Origin of the sequence: Mediterraneibacter massiliensis (assembly GCF_001487105.1) — a bacterium.
In the GTDB taxonomy this organism is placed as follows: Bacteria; Bacillota; Clostridia; order Lachnospirales; family Lachnospiraceae; genus Mediterraneibacter; species Mediterraneibacter massiliensis.
Genome location: NZ_LN913001.1, coordinates 1,820,332 through 1,839,929, shown reverse-complemented (window position 1 = coordinate 1,839,929; position 19,598 = coordinate 1,820,332). Strand labels below are relative to the sequence as shown.

General features: G+C 42.7%; 18 protein-coding genes. 13 read left to right on the top strand and 5 right to left on the bottom strand.

Translation table 11 applies throughout. The features are described from left to right. The first annotated feature begins 2 nt into the window (after positions 1 to 2). The 10 genes from BN3282_RS12990 to BN3282_RS15135 all read left to right on the top strand — a co-directional run bounded on the left by BN3282_RS12990 (position 3) and on the right by BN3282_RS15135 (position 9,083). The gene (locus BN3282_RS12990) at positions 3 to 959 is read left to right on the top strand and encodes a hydroxyacid dehydrogenase (protein ID WP_059069787.1); all 957 of its coding nucleotides are present in this window, start codon (positions 3 to 5) and stop codon (positions 957 to 959) included. A gap of 25 nt (positions 960 to 984) precedes the next feature. Further along, positions 985 to 2,298 (top strand): GntP family permease, encoded by a 1,314-nt coding sequence (locus BN3282_RS12985; protein ID WP_059069785.1) that lies wholly within the window; start codon positions 985 to 987, stop codon positions 2,296 to 2,298. An 18-nt stretch (positions 2,299 to 2,316) separates the two neighbouring features. Then, a complete protein-coding gene (locus BN3282_RS12980; protein ID WP_059069783.1) occupies positions 2,317 to 3,459 on the top strand; it encodes an amidohydrolase family protein in 1,143 nt (380 codons plus the stop codon). A 23-nt stretch (positions 3,460 to 3,482) separates the two neighbouring features. Beyond that, positions 3,483 to 5,003, top strand: a complete 1,521-nt coding sequence (locus tag BN3282_RS12975; protein WP_059069781.1) for a CoA-acylating methylmalonate-semialdehyde dehydrogenase — start codon at positions 3,483 to 3,485, stop codon at positions 5,001 to 5,003. Positions 5,004 to 5,022: 19 nt separating this feature from the next. Beyond that, the gene (locus tag BN3282_RS12970; RefSeq protein ID WP_059070484.1) at positions 5,023 to 5,988 is read left to right on the top strand and encodes a D-2-hydroxyacid dehydrogenase; all 966 of its coding nucleotides are present in this window, start codon (positions 5,023 to 5,025) and stop codon (positions 5,986 to 5,988) included. A 12-nt stretch (positions 5,989 to 6,000) separates the two neighbouring features. Then, positions 6,001 to 7,347: a nickel-dependent lactate racemase gene (larA, locus tag BN3282_RS12965; protein ID WP_059069779.1), complete on the top strand. Its 1,347-nt coding sequence runs from the start codon at positions 6,001 to 6,003 to the stop codon at positions 7,345 to 7,347. Further along, complete coding sequence (locus BN3282_RS12960; protein WP_059069777.1) at positions 7,304 to 8,167, top strand: AraC family transcriptional regulator; 864 nt, start codon at positions 7,304 to 7,306, stop codon at positions 8,165 to 8,167. The genes larA and BN3282_RS12960 overlap by 44 nt, the downstream gene beginning before the upstream one ends. A gap of 211 nt (positions 8,168 to 8,378) precedes the next feature. Continuing rightward, positions 8,379 to 8,597 carry an AbrB/MazE/SpoVT family DNA-binding domain-containing protein gene (locus BN3282_RS12955; RefSeq protein WP_059069775.1) on the top strand — a complete coding sequence of 73 codons (219 nt, stop codon included), beginning with the start codon at positions 8,379 to 8,381 and terminating at the stop codon, positions 8,595 to 8,597. After that, positions 8,594 to 8,809 (top strand): hypothetical protein, encoded by a 216-nt coding sequence (locus BN3282_RS12950; RefSeq protein ID WP_059069773.1) that lies wholly within the window; start codon positions 8,594 to 8,596, stop codon positions 8,807 to 8,809. The genes BN3282_RS12955 and BN3282_RS12950 overlap by 4 nt, the downstream gene beginning before the upstream one ends. 97 nt (positions 8,810 to 8,906) lie before the next feature. After that, a complete protein-coding gene (locus BN3282_RS15135; RefSeq protein WP_162858249.1) occupies positions 8,907 to 9,083 on the top strand; it encodes a hypothetical protein in 177 nt (58 codons plus the stop codon). 177 nt (positions 9,084 to 9,260) lie between these two features. On the opposite strand, the gene BN3282_RS15595 is transcribed toward BN3282_RS15135, so the two are convergent. Next, a complete protein-coding gene (locus tag BN3282_RS15595) occupies positions 9,261 to 9,638 on the bottom strand; it encodes a transposase (RefSeq protein WP_162858248.1) in 378 nt (125 codons plus the stop codon). 437 nt (positions 9,639 to 10,075) lie between these two features. On the opposite strand from BN3282_RS15595, the gene BN3282_RS12940 reads away from it, so the two are divergent. Then, the gene (locus BN3282_RS12940; RefSeq protein ID WP_059069770.1) at positions 10,076 to 11,398 is read left to right on the top strand and encodes a replication-associated recombination protein A; all 1,323 of its coding nucleotides are present in this window, start codon (positions 10,076 to 10,078) and stop codon (positions 11,396 to 11,398) included. Here the strand turns inward: BN3282_RS12940 and BN3282_RS12935 are convergent. From BN3282_RS12935 to BN3282_RS12920, 4 genes are all read right to left on the bottom strand, one after another. Then, positions 11,377 to 12,267 (bottom strand): sensor histidine kinase, encoded by an 891-nt coding sequence (locus BN3282_RS12935; RefSeq protein ID WP_059069768.1) that lies wholly within the window; start codon positions 12,265 to 12,267, stop codon positions 11,377 to 11,379. The genes BN3282_RS12940 and BN3282_RS12935 overlap by 22 nt on opposite strands. A gap of 43 nt (positions 12,268 to 12,310) precedes the next feature. Continuing rightward, on the bottom strand, positions 12,311 to 13,144 hold the full coding sequence (locus BN3282_RS12930; protein ID WP_059069766.1) for an ABC transporter permease: 834 nt from the start codon (positions 13,142 to 13,144) through the stop codon (positions 12,311 to 12,313). Further along, the gene (locus BN3282_RS12925; RefSeq protein ID WP_059069764.1) at positions 13,137 to 14,051 is read right to left on the bottom strand and encodes an ATP-binding cassette domain-containing protein; all 915 of its coding nucleotides are present in this window, start codon (positions 14,049 to 14,051) and stop codon (positions 13,137 to 13,139) included. Before BN3282_RS12925 ends, BN3282_RS12930 begins: the two co-directional genes overlap by 8 nt. 84 nt (positions 14,052 to 14,135) lie before the next feature. Continuing rightward, positions 14,136 to 14,801, bottom strand: coding sequence for a response regulator transcription factor (locus BN3282_RS12920; RefSeq protein ID WP_242866639.1), 666 nt, complete (start codon positions 14,799 to 14,801; stop codon positions 14,136 to 14,138). Between the two features lie 559 nt (positions 14,802 to 15,360). Here BN3282_RS12920 and BN3282_RS12910 point away from each other — a divergent pair. Next, the gene (locus tag BN3282_RS12910; RefSeq protein WP_059069759.1) at positions 15,361 to 18,309 is read left to right on the top strand and encodes a COG1361 family protein; all 2,949 of its coding nucleotides are present in this window, start codon (positions 15,361 to 15,363) and stop codon (positions 18,307 to 18,309) included. Between the two features lie 111 nt (positions 18,310 to 18,420). Then, positions 18,421 to 19,290: a LytTR family transcriptional regulator DNA-binding domain-containing protein gene (locus tag BN3282_RS12905; RefSeq protein WP_059069757.1), complete on the top strand. Its 870-nt coding sequence runs from the start codon at positions 18,421 to 18,423 to the stop codon at positions 19,288 to 19,290. Positions 19,291 to 19,598 lie beyond the last annotated feature (308 nt).

Below are 19,598 nucleotides of genomic sequence, written 5' to 3'. Positions count from 1 at the left end.
CTATGAAATATAAAGTAATTATACCTGAAGATATCACAGAACCGGGAAAAGACTATCTGAGAAAAAATAACTGTGAGATTGTCGTTCTAAACAGTACGGAACCAGAAGTGTTGGAAAAGGAAGGGGCGGACGCGGACGCGCTGCTCGCCAGAACAGCAAAATATCCAAAAGAAATTCTGAGTAAAATGCCGAAACTGAAAGTGATAGGGCGCCATGGAGTCGGGTATGACAATATAGATATGGATTTCTGCAATAAAAATAAGATATGGGTTACGATTACTCCGAACGCGAATGCCAATGCGGTAGCAGAACATACGATTATGCTGTTGCTGGCATGTGCCAGAAATTTGCTTTATCAGAACCAGGAGGTGAAAAAGGGAAACTGGAATTCCAGAAACCAGGTAAAAGGAGAAGAAGTAAACGAAAAGGTAATCGGAATTGTAGGCTGCGGAAGAATCGGAAAACAAGTAGCACAAAAAGCAGTTTTGGGATTGGGGATGAAAGCAATCGGATACGATCCTTATTTGGGAAAGGATATAAAACCTGAGAATATTGAAATGGTGGATTCTGTAGAAACCGTGTTCAAAACCGCTGATTTCATTTCACTTCATCTTCCGGAAACCGGAGAGACAAAACGGATGGTAAATGAGAGATTACTCTCCATGATGAAACCGACCGCAACACTTTTGAACTGCGCGAGAGGCGGAATCATTGACGAGGTAGCCTTATATAACGCTTTGAAAGAAAAGAGAATTCATGCGGCAGGTGTGGATGTATTGGCGGAAGAACCGTTTGACAAGGAACATAAATTCATGGAACTGGAGAACATGGTGATCACTCCGCATAATGCCGCGCTGAATGTGGAAACCATGAATAAAATGGGACTGGACGCTGCGGCAGGTATCGTGGATGTTCTGAATGGAAAGACACCTGCGTGGGCAGTAAGTAAATTTGCATAAGAGTAGAGTGAAGGAGGCGATAAGAATGTTGGGTGTAATTGGAATCATTATTTCACTGGCAGTGTTGATTTTACTGGTGTTTAAAGGGTGGCATATGGGAGTGGTAGCCATCATTTCCTCCCTGATTGTCATTGTGACAAGCAAGATGGATATATGGACAGGTATATCAGAATCCTTTGGTGGCAGCTTTATGTCATTTGCAGGTTCGTGGTTCTTGATATTCGCACTGGGAGCAATTTTCGGTAAGGTAATGGAATTAGGCGGTGCGTCTATGGCCATTGCGAACAGTGTGGTAAAACTTCTCGGGAAAAAACATATTGTACTTATTGTTTTATTGACAACGCTGGTTTTGTCCTATGGCGGTATCGGGGTATTTGTAATTGCGTTTACTATGTACCCGATCTGTATGGCGCTGTTCAAAGAGGCGGATATACCAAAGAAAATCTTTCCGGGGCTGCTTCTGGCGGTTCCAGCTACGGTGACTATGGTGTTTGCACCGGGGACGCCGTCTACGCAGAATCTGATCCCTACGGAATATTTCGGAACTAATATCTATGCGGCGCCAGTTATCGGAATTATTACCTCTGTTTTCGTACTTATATGTGATTATATATTCTATAACTATGTAGTAAAAAGGTGCGCGGCACGGGGCGAACATTTTGTTTCGGGAGAGAATGATAAAATCGAGGATTTGAATGATACAGAGATAATAGAGAAGCTGCCTGCTCCATGGAAGGCGTTTCTTCCGCTGATTGTGCTGATTGTGTCGATTTTTATATTCCAGAGTGTTGTCTCTGTTTCTAATTATGCGGTTGTTTTGGGAATGACACTTGCAATTATTGTGGCGATTATCCTGTATAGAGGAAGATTTGATGTGAAACTGACACTGGCAGACGGTACGACAAACGGTTTAAACGCACTGATGATCACTTCCTGTATTATGGGATTCGGAGGAGTTGTTACGGCGTCGCCGACATACACGCAATGCACGGAATGGCTGTTAAGCCTGGATATGAACCCATTGCTTCTGATGTTTTTCTCCATCAATGTCATCTGCATGATCACAGGTTCCTCTACAGGCGGATTAAACATTTTCCTCAATTCCATGGGAGAATATCTTCTGACAACAGGAATCAATGTACAGATCTTGCACCGGCTGTCCGCAATCGCATCGGCGGGACTGGATGCCATGCCTCATGCCTCGGGAGTTGTTCTGGCGAACTCCGTCGCAAAGACAGATATGATAGATACATATAAATATACATTCGTATCACAGTGCCTGATACCAATGCTTGGATTCGGGGTTGCCGTGGCCTTGTATGTGATAGGGCTTTGCTGATAAAGCGGGAGGTGCAAAATGCGATATGATTTTATTATCCGGGGCGGACATGTGATAGACCCGGAAAGAGGGATAGATGAGACTGCCGACATTGGAATTACAGGCAATAAAATTGCAGAGGTGTCAGATGACGCTGAATGCGGCAGGATAATTAATGCTGCCGGTTGCTATGTATTTCCGGGATTGATTGATTTTCATACGCATATATACGGAAATGGAAGTAACTGTGGCGTACATGCGGATTATCTACTGGCTACAGGGGTGACGTCTGCTGTGGATGCAGGAACAGCAGGAAGCAGTAATTTTGATTCTTTTTATGGCGGAACGGTTGTTCCGAGTAAGGTCAGGATTAAGAGTTACCTTAATATGTATGGAAGCGGTCAGATTGACTATAATATTGTCGAAAAATTTGACCGATGCGAATACAGAAAGCAGGATATTCTTAAAGTGATAGACAGATACCGTGACAACATACTGGGACTGAAAATTAGGATGAGCAGAGGGGTTGCCAAGGATATAGACGCGATGGACGCTATGATGGAGATTGCGCAGGAGGAGGGGGTCGGAGTATGTGTGCATACGAGTAATCCAGTTGTTCCCCTTCCAGAGATAACAGAACGTCTGAGGGCAGGAGATATCTACTGCCACTGCTATCAGGCGTGGGGAGATGAAAGTATTCTGGATGAAAACGGAAAGCTGCGTGGATTTATTATAGAAGCGCGAGAAAAGGGCGTGCTGATGGACGCGGCAAACGGCCGGATGAATTTTAGTATAGAATGTTGCAAAAAAGCGCTGGAACAGGGATTTTATCCAGATATTATTTCAACAGACTGGCTGGATGATAAATATAATATTTCCAGCCATGCGAAGAGCCTTACGTTTGTGATGAGCAAATATATGGAACTGGGAATGACGCTTCCCCAGGTGCTGCGCTGTGTAACTTCTGCGCCGGCAAAGGCTATGGGAATGCAGGGAAAGATAGGAACACTGAAACCAGGGGCATATGCAGATGTGGCAATCTTTAAACTGACAGAGAAGAAGGCGATTCACAGAGACTCCGCTAATCTTACTTTTGAGACACATAAATTATTTGTTCCGCAATGTGTTTTTGCAGATGGTGAACCAGCATTCTGTCAGGCGGATTTTGCGTTGCTGGATTAAAATGAAGGAAGGAATTATATAGAATGGAGAAGATAGGGTATTTTATAAACGGAGAAATGCGTACGTCGGTTACGACAGAATATTATAAGCTGTATGATCCTAGTACCGGACAGGTGGAGGCAGAAGCAGCGAAATGCACGGAGCAGGAGGTATACCGTTGTATTGAAGCGGCGGCAGAACAGTATCAAAAATGGAAGAAAGTTCCCGTAATGAAGCGTGTACAGGTTCTGTATAGAGTCAAACAGTTAATAGATGAAAACATAGAAGAACTTACACTGTGCGTTGCAAAAGAGCACGGGAAAGTATGGTCGGAGGCAAAAGGCGATGTTTTAAAGGCTAGGGAAGGAACAGAACTGGCGTGTTCGGTAAATTCTCTTATGATGGGAGAAGCGCTGATGGATACTTCCAGCGGATACGATACGGTACTGTACCGTGAACCAGTGGGCGTGTTCGGAGGGATTTGTCCGATGAATTTCCCTGCCATGATTCCGTTTGGGTGGATGGCACCGGTGTGTATCGCATGTGGGAATTCAATTATTCTGAAAGTTTCCAGCAAGACACCGAGGACGGCTTTTGCAATGGCAAAGCTTTACAGGCAGGCATTTTATGAAATGGGGTATGAGTATGTCCCTCTGAATGTTATAACTACAAGCAGAAAGGAAGCTGAAATATTACTGACACATCCTGAGGTAAAAGGTATATCCTTTGTGGGCTCTACGCCGGTCGGACTTCATGTATATGGTACGGCAGCGGCACATGGAAAAAGAGTACAGTGTCTGACGCAGGCGAAAAATCATGCGCTTGTATTGAACGATGCACCGGTTACAAGGACGGCGGCAGGAATTATCAACTCAGCATTCGGATGCGCGGGAGAACGCTGTATGGCTCTGCCGGTTGTAGTTGCCCAGGAAAGGATTGCCGATGCATTGGTGGCAAAGCTGACAGAACTGGCGAAAGAGCTAAAGGTAGGACCGGCGTATGACAAAACGTCGGGGCTCGGACCAGTTGTGGACAGCGGACATAGGAAAAAGATAGAAGCATATATAGAGTCGGGAATAAAAGACGGAGCGAAATTAATATTAGACGGCAGAAACGTGACTGTTCCGGGATATGAAGAAGGTTTCTATCTTGGCCCCACTATTTTTGATTATGTGAAACCGGGAATGAAAATAGGCGAGGAAGAAATATTTGGACCGGTACTCTGCATAAAGAGAGTGAAGACATTTGAAGAAGGACTTAGGATAATGAATGAAAATCCATATGCGAATGGCTCCGTGATTTTTACACAAAACGGATATTACGCGAGAGAATTTGTCAACAGGACAGATGGAGGCATGGTGGGTGTAAATGTAGGAATTCCGGTTCCTGTCGGCGTATTTCCGTTTAGCGGACATAAACAGTCATTCTTCGGAGATCAACATTGTCTGGGAAAAGACGGCGTGCGTTTCTATACGGAAAGCAAAACTGTGACAACAAGATGGTTTGACGAAAAAGAGGCGGAAAATACAGTAATCAACTCATGGGACGGAACAATTGATGAATAAAAATCTGGAGGCGGAAAAGATGAAGATTGTCGTATTAGACGGATATACATTAAATCCGGGGGATCTGGACTGGGCAGGACTGGCAGAACTCGGGGAATTAAGAGTATATGAGAGAACCTCGCTAATAGATGAGGAAGAAATTATTGAACGTATCGGAAGTGCTGAGATTGTATATACTAATAAGACCCCGATTTCCAGATATGTACTTGAAAAATGCCCGTCTGTCAGATTTATCGGGGTGCTGGCAACGGGATATAATATCGTAGATGTTGAAAGCGCGCAGAAACGAGGGATACCGGTGGCAAATATACCGTCATATGGCACGGATACGGTAGGACAGTTCGCAATAGGGTTGCTTTTGGAAATTTGCCATCATATCGGATACCATGATCACGCGGTACACGAAGGAAAATGGGAGAAGAATCCGGACTGGTGCTTCTGGGATTATCCTCTGATCGAGTTATCGAAAAAGACCATAGGTATTATCGGGTATGGAAGAATCGGCCAGGCAACAGGGAAAATTGCAAAAGCGCTGGGAATGACCGTACTGGCATATGACAAAAAAATAAGTGAGGAAGGCAAGAAAACGGCAGAGTATACAGATCTGGAAGAACTGTTTGGAAAAGCAGATGTAATCGCGCTGCATTGCCCGTTGTTTGAAGAGACACAAGGAATTATTAATAAAGAAAATATTACGAAAATGAAAACAGGAGTGATTATTATTAATAATTCAAGAGGCGGGCTTATAGTCGAGCAGGACCTGGCGGATGCTCTCAATAGCGGGAAAGTATACGCGGCAGGACTGGATGTCGTATCTTCAGAACCTATACGAAAAGATAATCCTCTGCTGAAAGCAAAAAATTGTCTGATTACGCCGCATATTTCATGGGCATCCAAGGAGAGCAGAAAAAGGCTGATGGATATGGCTGTCGATAACCTGAAAGCATATATAAATGGGACCCCCATTAATATTGTGAACGAATAGAGGAAGTATATGATGGTACATTTTGAATTTCCCTACGGAAAAGGGACGATAAGTACGGATATAGAAGAGGAGAGAGTAAATAAAGTGTTGATTCCTCCGTTTCACACATATTACAATGAAAAAGCAGAAGAAAAGATTATAGAGGAATCACTTTTGCATCCGATCGGGACGGCCAGGCTGCAGGAACAGGTAAAAGGGAAAAAAAGTGTTGTGATCATATCTTCTGATCATACACGGCCTGTGCCGAGCAGAATCATTATGCCGTTGCTTCTAAAAGAAATACGTTCGGGAAATCCGGATATAGATATTACAATATTGATTGCTACAGGATGTCACAGAGAAACAACGAGACAAGAACTGGAAGAAAAATTCGGTACAGATCTTGTGGAACGTGAAAAAATTATAATACACAATTGTGACGCACAGGACGATTTAAAAGAATGTGGCCGACTGCCTTCCGGCGGTCGGCTGCTTTTAAACAAGTTTGCATTGGAGACGGATCTCTTAATTGCGGAAGGATTTATAGAACCTCATTTTTTTGCAGGTTTTTCAGGGGGAAGAAAAAGTATTCTGCCGGGAATAGCGGGAAGAGAAACGGTATTATATAATCACAACGCGCAGTTTATAGACGATCCGAATGCTAAAACAGGCGTTTTGAAACATAATCCGGTACATGAGGACATGATCTATGCCGCAAAAAGGGCTGGCCTTGCTTTTATTATCAATGTAATATTAGATTCTTGCCGGCATATTATATACTGCGTATCGGGCGACTATGAAAAGGCGCATATGGAAGGTGTGAACTGGCTGAAACGAGCGTCAACTGTAAAAGTAGAAAAAACAGAAGTAGTACTGGCCGCAAACGGTGGGTATCCTTTGGATCGTGATATATATCAGGCGGTAAAGGGGATGACAGCTGCTGAAGCAGCTGTAAAAGACAGGGGCGTGATTATCATGCTGGCCCAATCAATAGATGGGCATGGTGGAGAATCCTTTTATAAGACATTTTACAATAAAAAAACACTGGCAGAAATTGCGGAAGACTTTATAAGGACTCCGAGAGAAAAGACAGTTAAAGATCAATGGCAGTCGCAGATATTTTGTCGTATTCTTAGGAAAGCATCAATTATTTATGTATCAGATCTACCTGATGATATTATCAGAAATATGAGAATGATACCCGAAAAAAATATACAAAATGCATTATGTAGAGCAGAACACATATTGCGAAAAAAAGATTTCAAAATAAATATAATTCCAGATGGGGTGTCAGTTATTGTTGATAATGGCTCCACGAATTTACAGGAGAAAAACATTGGAAAAGACAGAGATAAGATCCTATCCCAGAACACATTATGACGAATTTAAGAAACAAGGATACAGAATTTTTTATTTTAAAGATATTATCACGCATCTTCCGGAATATCATTACCATGATTATTATGAGGTATCGGTTATTTTAAGCAGTAGAAACGTAAACTATGTAACAAAAGAAAAAGAATATGAAATAGCGTCAGGAGACATTATAATTTGTAATGTGTTTGAACCGCATTGTTATAAAGAGATGTTGAAAAACTCTTATTGTGAAAGGCTGAATCTAGGTATAGATCCTACAAAATTATTTCAATATTCTGGTAAAAATATAAGAATGCTGTCAGTATTTCAGAAAAGTAATCTGAACTACCCTGTTGTAAAGTTTGATTTTGGAACACTTTATAAATATTATCAGTTAATTGAGATTTATAAAAATATTAAAAACTATCATAATGAATTAATGGAATTATCTATGATTCAATTGCTGTTGGCATATTTGTGTGAAGATTGCTCTATTGATGACAATAATAATGAAAAACAGATTAAGGACATCAGGCTGGTGGCTCATATTATTGAATATATTAATAAATATATTGAATATAATATCACATTGAGTCAGCTTGCCAAAGAGACAAGCTATAGTGTTTCTCATATATGCAGTATTTTCAAAAGTATTACAAATAAGACGATTATCAATTATATTAAAGAAAAAAGAATGGAGTTGGCTTTACAGTATTTAAAGGAAAATTTATCCCTTGTAGAAGTAGCGGAAAAGGCAGGGTTTAATAATTATAGTTATTTCTATAAAGCATTTAAAAAAATGTATGGTATCAGTCCGATACAATACAGGAATGATAAACAGTGAACCAGTATAAAACAGAAATGAGTTAATAAAGGAGTTTAAGAGTGGCCGAAAAATATTTCAGTATATGGAGTTCTATAATTCTAAATTACAGTCTATAGGGGACGGTATAATCGTCATGCAATACTTCGGATGAACAGGAGTATTTTGCTGAAGATTGGATATAATATGAATAAACTTTGTCATAAAATCCAGGTGAGAAGGACAGGTCACAATCCCGAAAGATGTTCGTGACGTTTTCGATGTGGCAAGCGGCGATAGGATTACTTTCGTGGTGGAAGGAAACACTGTCCGTATTGTCAATTCTGCTGTTTACGCCATGCAAATGCTCCAACAGGAAATGACCGGAGAAGCAGAGTGCGCCGGTCTGACTTCAGAAGATGATGTGATGGAACTCGCCAAGAAATTGAGAAATGAGGACGAAAAGGCATGAGAGTTTTGATAGATACTAAGGTCCTGATTTCTGCGGAATTAAGCACCAACGTAACACCATTTCAGGCGTATGTAAAGGCTGCATTCTATTCCAATCATGGTCTGATTTGTGAGGCAGCGGGGCGTGTAAAAACTCCTGACCCGCTGTGTTTATATCTGTTGAATCTCATTTTTGTCGTGTTGGGAATTGACAGGAAAGTTATTCTTTGCTAGAACGAAAATAGAAAAAGGCACTACTGATAGACCGTTAGTCCCCAATATTTAGTTGCTCAGAAGAGTAACCGTAACCTTGGCTGAGGCGGTTACTTTTTTGATTGTCAAATGCATTTTTGACAAAGTAGACGACCTGTATATGGGAGCACCGGGGACGGCGGAAGATGGAATTAAGAGAAATGTTCTTCACAGAAAAGAATACCCAGACCATCCCTGTTTTCGAGATATTAAAAAAGGAATGACTGCGATGCAGAAGATGATAAAGGAAAATTAAGGAAATGAAAAGGACCCTACGATTGAGCAATGTCATTAAGTTAAAAAATTGAATCGAATGATTCTTTGTAACAGAGATGGTAGAATTGAATTCTGCTATCTCTGTTTTTCTATTTCAAAGCACGACAATTAGACAGATTTTCATCTGTCTAAAAAATAAGTATTCAATTCGGCAGTTTTATGCTACTCTGTATAAGAAACCATGAAATATTTTTGCAGTTAGATTGCGTTCTCTGTGTCTACCTGGTTTTATTGGCATTTCTGCAAAGTTATACATAATTAAATGTGCATAAATTTCTTGTTTGATACACACCACCTTTTTTGAATGAAAATTTAGCATTCCCACTGTATATTTGAAATTTCGAAAAGATGTTTCCATCCCCCATCTTCTTGCATATAAATCTTTTATAGTTTTCGCAGGATATTCCATTCTACTTAAATTTGTAAGAACAGTTTCATAAGTATTTTCCGTGATTTTAAAGCGTACAATTCTAAAACTTAGTTTGTAGAATTGTATAGGGTCATTTTTTTCGGAGTTTGTTCGAGAGAAAGTCAAACGGTGTACTGTGTGGAATAAATTTATAGTGATTTTTATCTTTTGTAAAAAGTTCTTTTATTTCATTTGTCTGCTTTCGCGTTAATTTTAAAGATATGTCAACATCAAACTCTTCCTTATCTGGAAGCTATAAAGACGAAATCAAATCTATTTTGGTTTTATAAATATCTAAAAATTTCAATATTTATTATTTAATTAAAAAAAGATAAGAAATAATGTAGACACAGCAAATACAGAGAATCTCGGCATTTGTTATCCAAGGGTGACTACAACGGCGATTTGTTCATTTACAGGAGTAGGCGGATCGATTCTTGCAGTAATGCTTTTGACAGTAATAATGGTCGCTATCGAGGAGCAAATAAGCTTGTGATTACCTTTTCACAAGAGTAAAATAAAAATGAACAGGTTGTTTGGTTTAAGAACAGAGGGATGTACAGATGGAACAGATGACATTATTTGAAAATCGTCCGGCTATGGTGCCGCTCGCCAGCAGGATACGACCGGATTCTCTTGAGAAATTCGCAGGCCAGGAGCATCTCCTTGGCCCAGGAAAGGCGCTGCGGCAACTTATTGAGCGGGACCAGATTTCCTCCATAATATTCTGGGGACCGCCCGGAGTAGGAAAGACAACGCTTGCCAGTATCATAGCGGGAAGGACAAAAGCAGAGTTTATTAATTTCAGCGCAGTGACAAGTGGGATCAAAGAAATAAAGGAGGTTATGAACAGGGCGGAGCAGAGCTGCAGAATGGGTATGCGGACAGTCTTGTTCGTAGACGAGATCCATAGGTTTAATAAGGCGCAGCAGGACGCGTTTTTGCCTTTTGTGGAAAAGGGAAGTATCGTATTAATAGGAGCAACGACAGAGAATCCTTCGTTTGAGATCAATGCGGCGCTTCTCTCCAGGTGCCGTGTGTTTGTACTAAAAGCACTGGAAGAAAAAGACGTGATAAAACTTTTAAAGAATGCTCTCGTAAATCCGGCAGGTTTTGGCGGGCAGAATGTGCAGATCACAGAGGACGATCTGCAGGCGATCGCAGCCTTTGCCAACGGGGATGCCCGCACTGCTTTAAATACGCTGGAGATGGCAGTGTTAAACGGGGAGATTAGTGCGCACGGAATTACCGTTACAGAGGAGGGACTGGCACAGTGTATTAGCCGCCGCTCTCTTTTGTATGATAAAACAGGGGAGGAGCATTATAATCTGATATCCGCGCTTCACAAATCCATGCGCAACAGCGATGTAGACGCGGCGATCTATTGGATGTGCCGTATGCTGGACGGCGGGGAGGATCCCCTGTACATCGCCAGACGCCTGGTGCGCTTTGCCAGTGAGGATATTGGAATGGCAGACAGCCAGGCATTGCAGGTGGCTGTAGCAGCATATCAGGCATGTCATTTTCTGGGAGTGCCGGAATGTGATGTACATCTGACCCATGCAGTTACGTATCTCGCAGCAGCGCCCAAGTCAAATGCGTTATATAAGGCATGTGAGAGATGTAAACAGGACATAAAAGATATGCCGGCACAACCGGTACCTCTGCATCTGCGCAATGCGCCGACCAGACTTATGAAAGAGCTGGAATATGGCAAAGGGTATATCTATGCGCATGATACAGAAGAAAAAATGGCACATATGCAGTGCATGCCGGACGCCTTAAGAGACAGGCGGTACTATATGCCTACAGAAGAAGGCGCTGAAAGAATGGTGAAAAGCCGGCTGGAAGAAATTGCGGCATTTCAGGCGGGAAAGAACAGATGAATACTTAAGACTCCGTCTTGATATACAGCATCGATCGTCCCATGCATTTGTTCTGTGAGGGCTTTTGCGATAGAAAGCCCAAGTCCTGTTGATCTAGAGGCTGTTTCGACCGTGTAAAACCGGTCGAACAGCCTTTTTGCCTGAATTTCATCCATGTTGACGGCGTGATTGGAAAAAATGATCTCTCCGGTATTTTTCAGTGTGATATGCAGGTCGCCGTCGCTGTATTTGAGTACGTTGCTTAAGATATTTGCGAAAATACGCAGAAGCATATCAAAATCCAGGGTGCGCCGTATTTTTTCTTCGGGCAGAGAGATCACAGGACAGATCTTTTTTTGCTTTAATGCCGCATAGTATGCCGATATACTGTATTCAAGCGCATGGTTTAAAATGACAGTCGTGTAGTTTACGTCTTTTGACAAAGATGAAAATACAGAATAACGAAATAATTCTTCTGTCAATTGTCGCAAAACAATGGAACGTTCCCGGATGATATGAAGGTAACACTCTGCAGTCTCTGTTGTTTCTTCCTTTTCTAACAGATCCAGATAGCCAAAGATGGCGGTGAGCGGTGTCCGCAGATCATGGGATATATTCGTCACCGCTTCTTTGAGTTCCAGATCTCCCTGTAAGAAACGATGGCGCTGTACACGGAGTTCTTTTAGCTGTACGTTGATCTGGGCGGCTAATTTCTGCATAGCCGGATCCCGGCTGGATATACTGATCAGGATATTTGTATCTTCCTGTAATCTTGCGGCAAACTGCGCCTCTATTTCTCTGGCAGATTTTTTTAGAAGCCAGATCTTTATCGAAAGCCAGAACAGGAGGATATTAAGAATACAAAGGATGCACGTGAGGTAAAATGTCATATATGTGGAAGGTCCTTTCCATAATTTTACGACGGCTGCCGTATTATTTGATATCTTTTTTGCGAAATGCCACCATTCCGGCTCCGGAGGCGAGTACGCAGACGGCGGCTGAAGAAAGTCCGGATACTAAGGGATCGTCAGGGAGCATCTGTGTGAACTGGATGGACTGCCCGGTGGGAAGCGCATCAAAGCAAAATTGATATACACTTCGTTTTCTTCCGGAGAGGTAACTAGGATTTTCTTCTTCGCCTTCTTCTTCGATCACCCCGGATTCTGTGGCATACATATAGGCGTCATAAGTTTCAGGCTCCTGCAGACGCGCATTGATATACGCTGCAAGGAATAAAAGAAGAAAGACACCCAGTATATTGATGACAGATGCTATGGCCCGGCTTTGCTTCAGCATGGAGACCAGAGTGAAAAGGGAGACGAAAGCAAATGTCATGACTATACTCAAAATGAAAATGAGCAGGATAAAGCGTAAGTCTGCAGAGAAAAAGCCAAAAAGCGGAATTCCGATCGCCAGTGTAGGCAGGATAAAACAAAGACACATGATTAATCCGGCAAAACAGCAGGTAAGCAGATTTGCCAGATAAATAGCAGATCTTGAATGACCGACTACAATTTTATTCCGGATCGTGCCGTCGCTGTATTCCGTCCCGATAAAAAGGCTGACAAAAGCGGACAGCAGGATGCCGATAAAGGTACAATAGGTGAAAAATAGTGTTTCCAAAGTGATAGTAAAATCATGCAGGATCATATTTCTGTAATAGGTGATCTCCAGAAAAACAGAAAGAACGATCATAAAGATGTTACAGATCCAGAAGGTTTTATCTTTTTTTAAACGGGAAAAATTGGCAGCAAGCAGCTTATACATTGTGGACACCTCCGATCAGATTAACATAATAGCTTTCCAGTGTTTCTTCCCGTTCGGTGACAGAGAGGATATCGCAGTCCCGTTCAAGAAGGGAAAGAGCAAGTTGAGAAATATTGACTTTTGAAAAAATATCTGCCAGAGTGTCTGACAAAATATGATAATCGATCCCCATCGTGTCCAATGTCAGAGCGAGCGCTTTCATATCAGAAACCTGTATACGGATACACTTGCGGCATGCGGCTTCCAGCTCTTTTGCCCCGATCTCTTTTATCATACGGCCATTGTCTATGAAACCGTAACAAGTGGCAAGACGGGACAATTCATCCAGAATATGACTGGATATCAAGACCGTGATCTGTTTTTCCCGGTTCAGTTTGAGTATCAGTTCCCGCATTTCAATGATCCCTTGCGGATCCAATCCATTGATCGGTTCATCCAGAACAAGAAAATCCGGGCTGCCTGCAAGTGCGACGGCAATACCAAGCCGCTGCCGCATACCAAGAGAAAAATTTCTGGCCTTCTTTTTTCCTGTATCTGATAGTCCTACAAGGCAGAGCAGTTCCGGGATATCATCAAAAGAAGGCAGACCTAAGATCCGGTATTGTTCCCGCAGATTTTCTTCGGCCGTCATATCCAGATAAATAGAAGGGGTCTCGACGACAGCGCCTATCCTGCGGCGGCATTGCCGTATCTCCTTTTTTGTGTGTTTAGTCCCATACAATGTATAGGACCCTTGGGTTGGTTTTTGCAGTCCGCAGATCAGACGGATAAGCGTGGTTTTTCCGGCGCCGTTTTTGCCGACGAAACCATAGATCGCGCCTTTTGGAATATGCATAGAAAGCCTATCCAATGCTTTAAAATTCCCATAGTGTTTGGAAAGGGAATCTGTTGTCAGAATATACTCCATAAATGTGAATCCTCCTTGTTGTTGATAGGAGTATTTTACTGTATACGAGTTAAGAAACCAGTAAAGGAAAACGTAAAGAAATGGTTAAGGATTTTCTCTTATCTTAAATCCGATTCCCCATACAGATTCAATATGATCTTTGCCGTCTGCTTCCTTTAATTTTCGGCGCAGGTTACTGATATGCACTTTTAGAGAACTTTCTACGCAGTCAGGAGTATCGGCGCTTATCTCATCCAGCATGACAGATTTTGTGATGACCTGGGACGGATTTTTTAACAAAAGCTTGAGAATCGCATATTCTGTTTTTGTCAGTTTTACAGAAATGCCGTTTACAGTGACACGGCGGGAAGACAGATCCATCTGTATAGGCTCAAAGCACAAAAGAGAAGGCGCAGATACTGTCCGATTCCGTAAATGGACTTCCATGCGTGCAAGTAACTCTGCTGTGTCAAAAGGTTTGGTCATATAGTCCACGGCGCCGCTCCTGAGCAATGCGACTTTACCGCACACATCGGTTTTGGCGCTGACAACAATGACAGGCAGATTTTTGATATAAGGAAGCAGTTCCTCTCCGTTTAATCCCGGCAGCATCAGATCCAGCAGGATCAGATCGGGCGTGTGGTCTTTCAGATATAAAAGGACTTCTGTCCCGGAATAGGCACGGGCAGCAGCATATCCCTCGCGTATAAGGAGTTCCTCCAGCATATCTCCGATGGATACATCATCGTCTACAATCAAAATCGTTTTCAAATTCACGGCCTCCAGTCTATAGTATGAAAAATAATCGTGTCTCTGTGTGATTTCTAGAGATATTATATCCATATGAAAGAACGTTTACAAGAAAAATTTGAGGAGGAAGAGAGGAACAGGGATTAACAGATACACGTTTATATGTATTTCCATAAATCTTACAATCAAAGCAAGATATTTTATTCTCATGCCATTATTCGTCCTTTGACGCAGGTTATCGGCCTATTTCGCTTGATATTAAAAATTCAAATAGATATACTGAACGATAAAGACGAAACGATAGGGATAGAAATACAGTGCGGCGCTTTGAATAAGGAAAAATCGGCTGTAGTAAATATCCAGAAAAGAAAGAGAGAAAGGGGTTGACAAAAATGACGCAGGAAATTAGCCTTGTAGAGGCAGGCAGGATAAGTCTGCCCTTTTTTCTTGTCAAGCGGCAAATTACATAAATTCAAAAGGCGTATTTCACCAGTGGAATTACCACGGGCGGGATGCGCCTTTTTATATTGCGAAGTTCATGTAAAAAGTAAAAATGAAATTTTAGAAAGGACGATTTAACATGCTTAAAAAACTCTCAGCAGTTGCATTAACAGTACTGTTAGGTATTTCATCTATCGGTTATCCTGTTGATGCAAAAGAAACAAAAGCAGGCGCACTTCCGCCAAAAGAACAGTTTGCGACCGTTGATGAATTAAAAAGCTTTGACACAGATGATAATGACGGAGACATAGATCCGGCAAAAGTGTATTTTGGAAAAGACAAGCAGCAGTGGTGGATTGCGGGAAGCCAAAGCACGGACAGCATGACGCTGTTCGCGGCAAGTTCGTTAGCAACAGGCGTTGAGTTTAACCCAATATACATATCAAATGGTATGCAAGCCTATAGCAGGGATTGGGGCTGTACGTATACAGGTTTAACAAATGTGGACAGCCCAGGGGACGTCGGCTTGAACCATTATGGCGGAAGCCCATTAAGGAATACGACCTTAAAAGAGTTGGAAACTTCCTGCTTTTCAGATACGGAACGAAGCCTGATGAATGACACAACCATTTATACCAATGATATGACATGTTACGATTATATGAATAATAGAGGTTGGAGTCATCTATTTACGCACGATAAATATTTCACACAGGATAAGCTGTACCTTGCTTATAGTGATGAAATATTTCATGGAGAGGGGAGCGACACCTCTATCACCGTAGGCGGAAACAGAGCGGAGGATCTAACCGGCGGTCTTCGTATTGATTCCAAGTATTGCGAAAGCGTCGGTGCGGAGTTTTGGCTGCGTGCGCCGGACACCACGGCTGCTGATCCAACGAATGCGATGACCGTGAAAAGTATGGGTTCGACTTATGGTTGGGTTCCTTGGTCACTGGAAGCCAGAAATACGGCTGCAGTGGTACCCGCTTTTGAGTTCAATCTGTCATCGGTCCTCTTCGCGTCTGCCGCGCCAGCAGCAACATCTGACGGGGCATTGACACTTGCGGATACCGCCGGCGATGGGGCATTTACCTTACGATACAGTGCAGATGATCTGGGCTATGATCTTGGTTATGCCCTCCATACGGATGATAAGAGTGCGATTGCCGTAAGAAACGTTCCGGAAGGTACTTGTTTAGTCGCGCAGAACAGTGAGGGCGCCTATGCAAAACGAATCACAAATGAAAAAGAAGTTACCGCAGCCGAGATGCAGTTAGATAGTTTTGAAAACTGCGAGGTATGGCTGGAACGGACGGATGAAGAACAGAGAATTACGTATGCGGCAAAGGCGCAATATGGTGTAATTATTGAAGTTGCCTTTAATGAATCAGTAGAAATCACCTCAGACAACGGCATTCAAATAATCCCTTCTGGTACGCCGATAGAACCCATTACCCTAGAAGGACACGACTTCAACCAACTCGGATTTTACATTCTCAAGGGTTACGCCGACAAAATTGAAGGCTTGAATGGCTTGACTGCAACCGAAGAAGAAACAGATAACGGTATTGTTGTTACACTTGCGGGAACGCCAAACGGAAACGTCAATATTACACTGCCGACCGGAGAACCAAAAGGCTCTCAACAGCCGCCAAAGGTAACAGGCGGTATCGGCAAAAAAATCAACGGCACCACAACGGCGATGGAATATGCAATGATTGTTCCACGTGACCCATATTATTCATGTAGTGATGGAAGCACAGAAGCAGTCACCTTCGGCAAGTGTTATGTTCGGTTCAAAAAGACACCAACGCTGAACGCAAGCGATTGGACAGAAGTTGACCTAATTGCACCGACGTATACAATTTCCGCGAATGAAAGTTCTTTGAAATTTGATACAAAAAATGAGGGATACAGCACTGACGGTCTTTCAAAGACAGTCACAATAACCAACACAGGAAACAGTACTGTTACCCTGCTGTCCCCTACAAGTCAAAGCTACGATGTTTCTTTATCACCCACAGAGCTCGCGCCAAGTGAAACGGCTGTTTTAACCGTTACGCCAACGGCTGGTTTAACGAACGGAACGTATGAGGAAACAATCAAAGTTGAGACAACAGAGCGTACGACAGCAAACATAGATGTGTCCTTCAAAGTCAACGGCGCATTGAATGTATCTCTTACGCCAAGCGCAACAGAGATTATCGAAGGACAGACTGTAACACTTACTGCTCATGCTCAAGGCGGAAGCGGTCAGTACACTTATGTATGGTATGCAAATGACGCAGAAGATAATACGCTTCAAGGAAATGAAGTAACTGTATCTCCAACCGTGACGACAACCTATAAAGTAGTCATTACAGATACGATTGAAGATAAATCTGCCACAGCAACTATTACGGTTATTCCAAAGAACTATGATTTAGAAGTGACGGGTAATTTTACATTCGACCAAAAACATATAGGATATGAAGGTGTTTCTGCCAATTGTTTCACTATCGAGAATATAGGAAATGTTGATGTTACAAATATCCAGGCAGCCTTAATAGGAGCAAATGCAGACGTATTTACTTTAGACACAGCAGAAATGCAAGATACACTTGTCCCAACTGGCGCTGCTTCATTTACAGTAAAAACAAATGCCGGCTTAGGCGCAGGAACATATACTGCCCAGGTACAAATCACAGGAGATACCGGCATTTCAAAGACATTTGAAATCAGTTTTACCGTAGAAAACCATGATTATGGAGAATGGAAATCCGATGAAACAGGACATTGGCAGGAGTGCAGCATCTGCAACGAGAAAACCGAAGTAACAGCGCACACCTATGGCGACTGGGTTGTAACGAAGCCAGCCACGGCAACCGAGGACGGAAGCCGTGAAAAGATTTGCTCCATGTGCGGCGACAAGGTAGTCAAGGCTATTCCGGCCACGGGCAGTACCGGCGAGCCGACAAAGCCGCAGACCGATATCCCACAGACAGGCGACGTTTCACACAGTTATCTGTGGTTTAGCCTTATGGCAGCAGGGGTTTTGTTTATCATTATGCTTATGAGGCGTAAAATGAAGAAAGAAAAAGAATAGGAATAAGTCTGTAACATACGAAAAATCGGTATTGCTGTTTATTCCAATGATACCGATCTTAAAAATACAAATGGATATTAATGAGGTAAAAAGCGCAGAGAGGAGAACGATATGGAGAACAATGCAATGACAGCATCCTCTGAATTTGACGCGGCGGCTTTTACAAAGTCGCTGCTCGAGCAGTATTATCACTTAGATGTGGAGCCGTTTTTGAACGCATTGGCGGATAGCGCCATGTGGATCGGTCCCGGCAATGTCTATGTGTCCGGCGCGGCGGCAATCCGAAAATTGTTTGATACGATCTATATGCCCGTTATCCATCTGAGCGAGGTTGAGATGGAGGAGATTTACAGGACAGAAAATCTGGCTGTAGTCGTCGGGCAGTTCAACGCCGTAACAGACGAGAAGGCAGACGGTATTCTGGCAGTACATCAGCGGATTACATTCCAATATCTTCTTACGGACGGCGAATGGAAAATCCTGCATCTGCACGTTTCCAATGAATACAGCGAGTTGGTTGGAGAAGAGGTTTATCCCATTAAAATGAGCCGTGAAACTTATCGATATATGCAGCAACTTTTAGCGAAAAAGTTTATGGACAGTAAAAAGCTGACGCTGGAAGAGGATGCGAAGACCTATTTCATCAACCCGGATGAAATCGTCTGTGTGGAAGCGATGAAGAACCGCAGTGTCATTCACTGCATGACCAAAACGATCGTCAGCAACAAGCCCATCGGCACGCTGGAACAAAAGCTGCCTGCGAATTTTTATCGGGCGCATCGCAGCTTTCTTGTCAATTGCAACAGTATTGTGAAGATTTCCCGCTTTATGCTGGAACTGCAAGGCGGTCTGACAATCCCCCTGCCGGAAAAACGGTATACGGCAATCCGGGAGAATATCAAGACGCTGCTCGGCCGTACGGAATCTGTTCCTTTTCATTCGGCGACTGCCGATAGCGAAATGAAGCGTAAGCGGAATTGAGCTAACACTGCAGAAGTATCTATTCCCTTCCGATTGGAGATGTACAACAGCGTGAAGTCGTCTTTTTTCTGAAATTTAATTGCGAATCTGTCTTCTGATAGAAGGTGAAACTTCTGAATTGGAAGAAACAGCGAAGAAACACTGTGTCAGATAAACAGGGCATTGACAGGAGCGTTCCGAATACAGTTCGCCTGGTTCTTAGCGCAGTACATCTGCGTGTTCCAATGGACACGTCGATGTTCTGTGCTTAGAACCACTCGAACGGATGAGGTAAAGCGGGTCCTGTCCTGTGTTCTGACACAGTGTTT

What these genes read in the sequence shown, in the direction of transcription:
- BN3282_RS12990 (WP_059069787.1), top strand. Translation starts at nt 3, where the DNA reads ATGAAATATAAAGTAATTATACCTGAAGATATCACAGAACCGGGAAAA.
- BN3282_RS12985 (WP_059069785.1), top strand. Translation starts at nt 985, where the DNA reads ATGTTGGGTGTAATTGGAATCATTATTTCACTGGCAGTGTTGATTTTA.
- BN3282_RS12980 (WP_059069783.1), top strand. Translation starts at nt 2,317, where the DNA reads ATGCGATATGATTTTATTATCCGGGGCGGACATGTGATAGACCCGGAA.
- BN3282_RS12975 (WP_059069781.1), top strand. Translation starts at nt 3,483, where the DNA reads ATGGAGAAGATAGGGTATTTTATAAACGGAGAAATGCGTACGTCGGTT.
- BN3282_RS12970 (WP_059070484.1), top strand. Translation starts at nt 5,023, where the DNA reads ATGAAGATTGTCGTATTAGACGGATATACATTAAATCCGGGGGATCTG.
- larA (WP_059069779.1), top strand. Translation starts at nt 6,001, where the DNA reads ATGGTACATTTTGAATTTCCCTACGGAAAAGGGACGATAAGTACGGAT.
- BN3282_RS12950 (WP_059069773.1), top strand. Translation starts at nt 8,594, where the DNA reads ATGAGAGTTTTGATAGATACTAAGGTCCTGATTTCTGCGGAATTAAGC.
- BN3282_RS12940 (WP_059069770.1), top strand. Translation starts at nt 10,076, where the DNA reads ATGGAACAGATGACATTATTTGAAAATCGTCCGGCTATGGTGCCGCTC.
- BN3282_RS12935 (WP_059069768.1), bottom strand. Translation starts at nt 12,267, where the DNA reads ATGACATTTTACCTCACGTGCATCCTTTGTATTCTTAATATCCTCCTG.
- BN3282_RS12930 (WP_059069766.1), bottom strand. Translation starts at nt 13,144, where the DNA reads ATGTATAAGCTGCTTGCTGCCAATTTTTCCCGTTTAAAAAAAGATAAA.
- BN3282_RS12925 (WP_059069764.1), bottom strand. Translation starts at nt 14,051, where the DNA reads ATGGAGTATATTCTGACAACAGATTCCCTTTCCAAACACTATGGGAAT.
- BN3282_RS12910 (WP_059069759.1), top strand. Translation starts at nt 15,361, where the DNA reads ATGCTTAAAAAACTCTCAGCAGTTGCATTAACAGTACTGTTAGGTATT.
- BN3282_RS12905 (WP_059069757.1), top strand. Translation starts at nt 18,421, where the DNA reads ATGGAGAACAATGCAATGACAGCATCCTCTGAATTTGACGCGGCGGCT.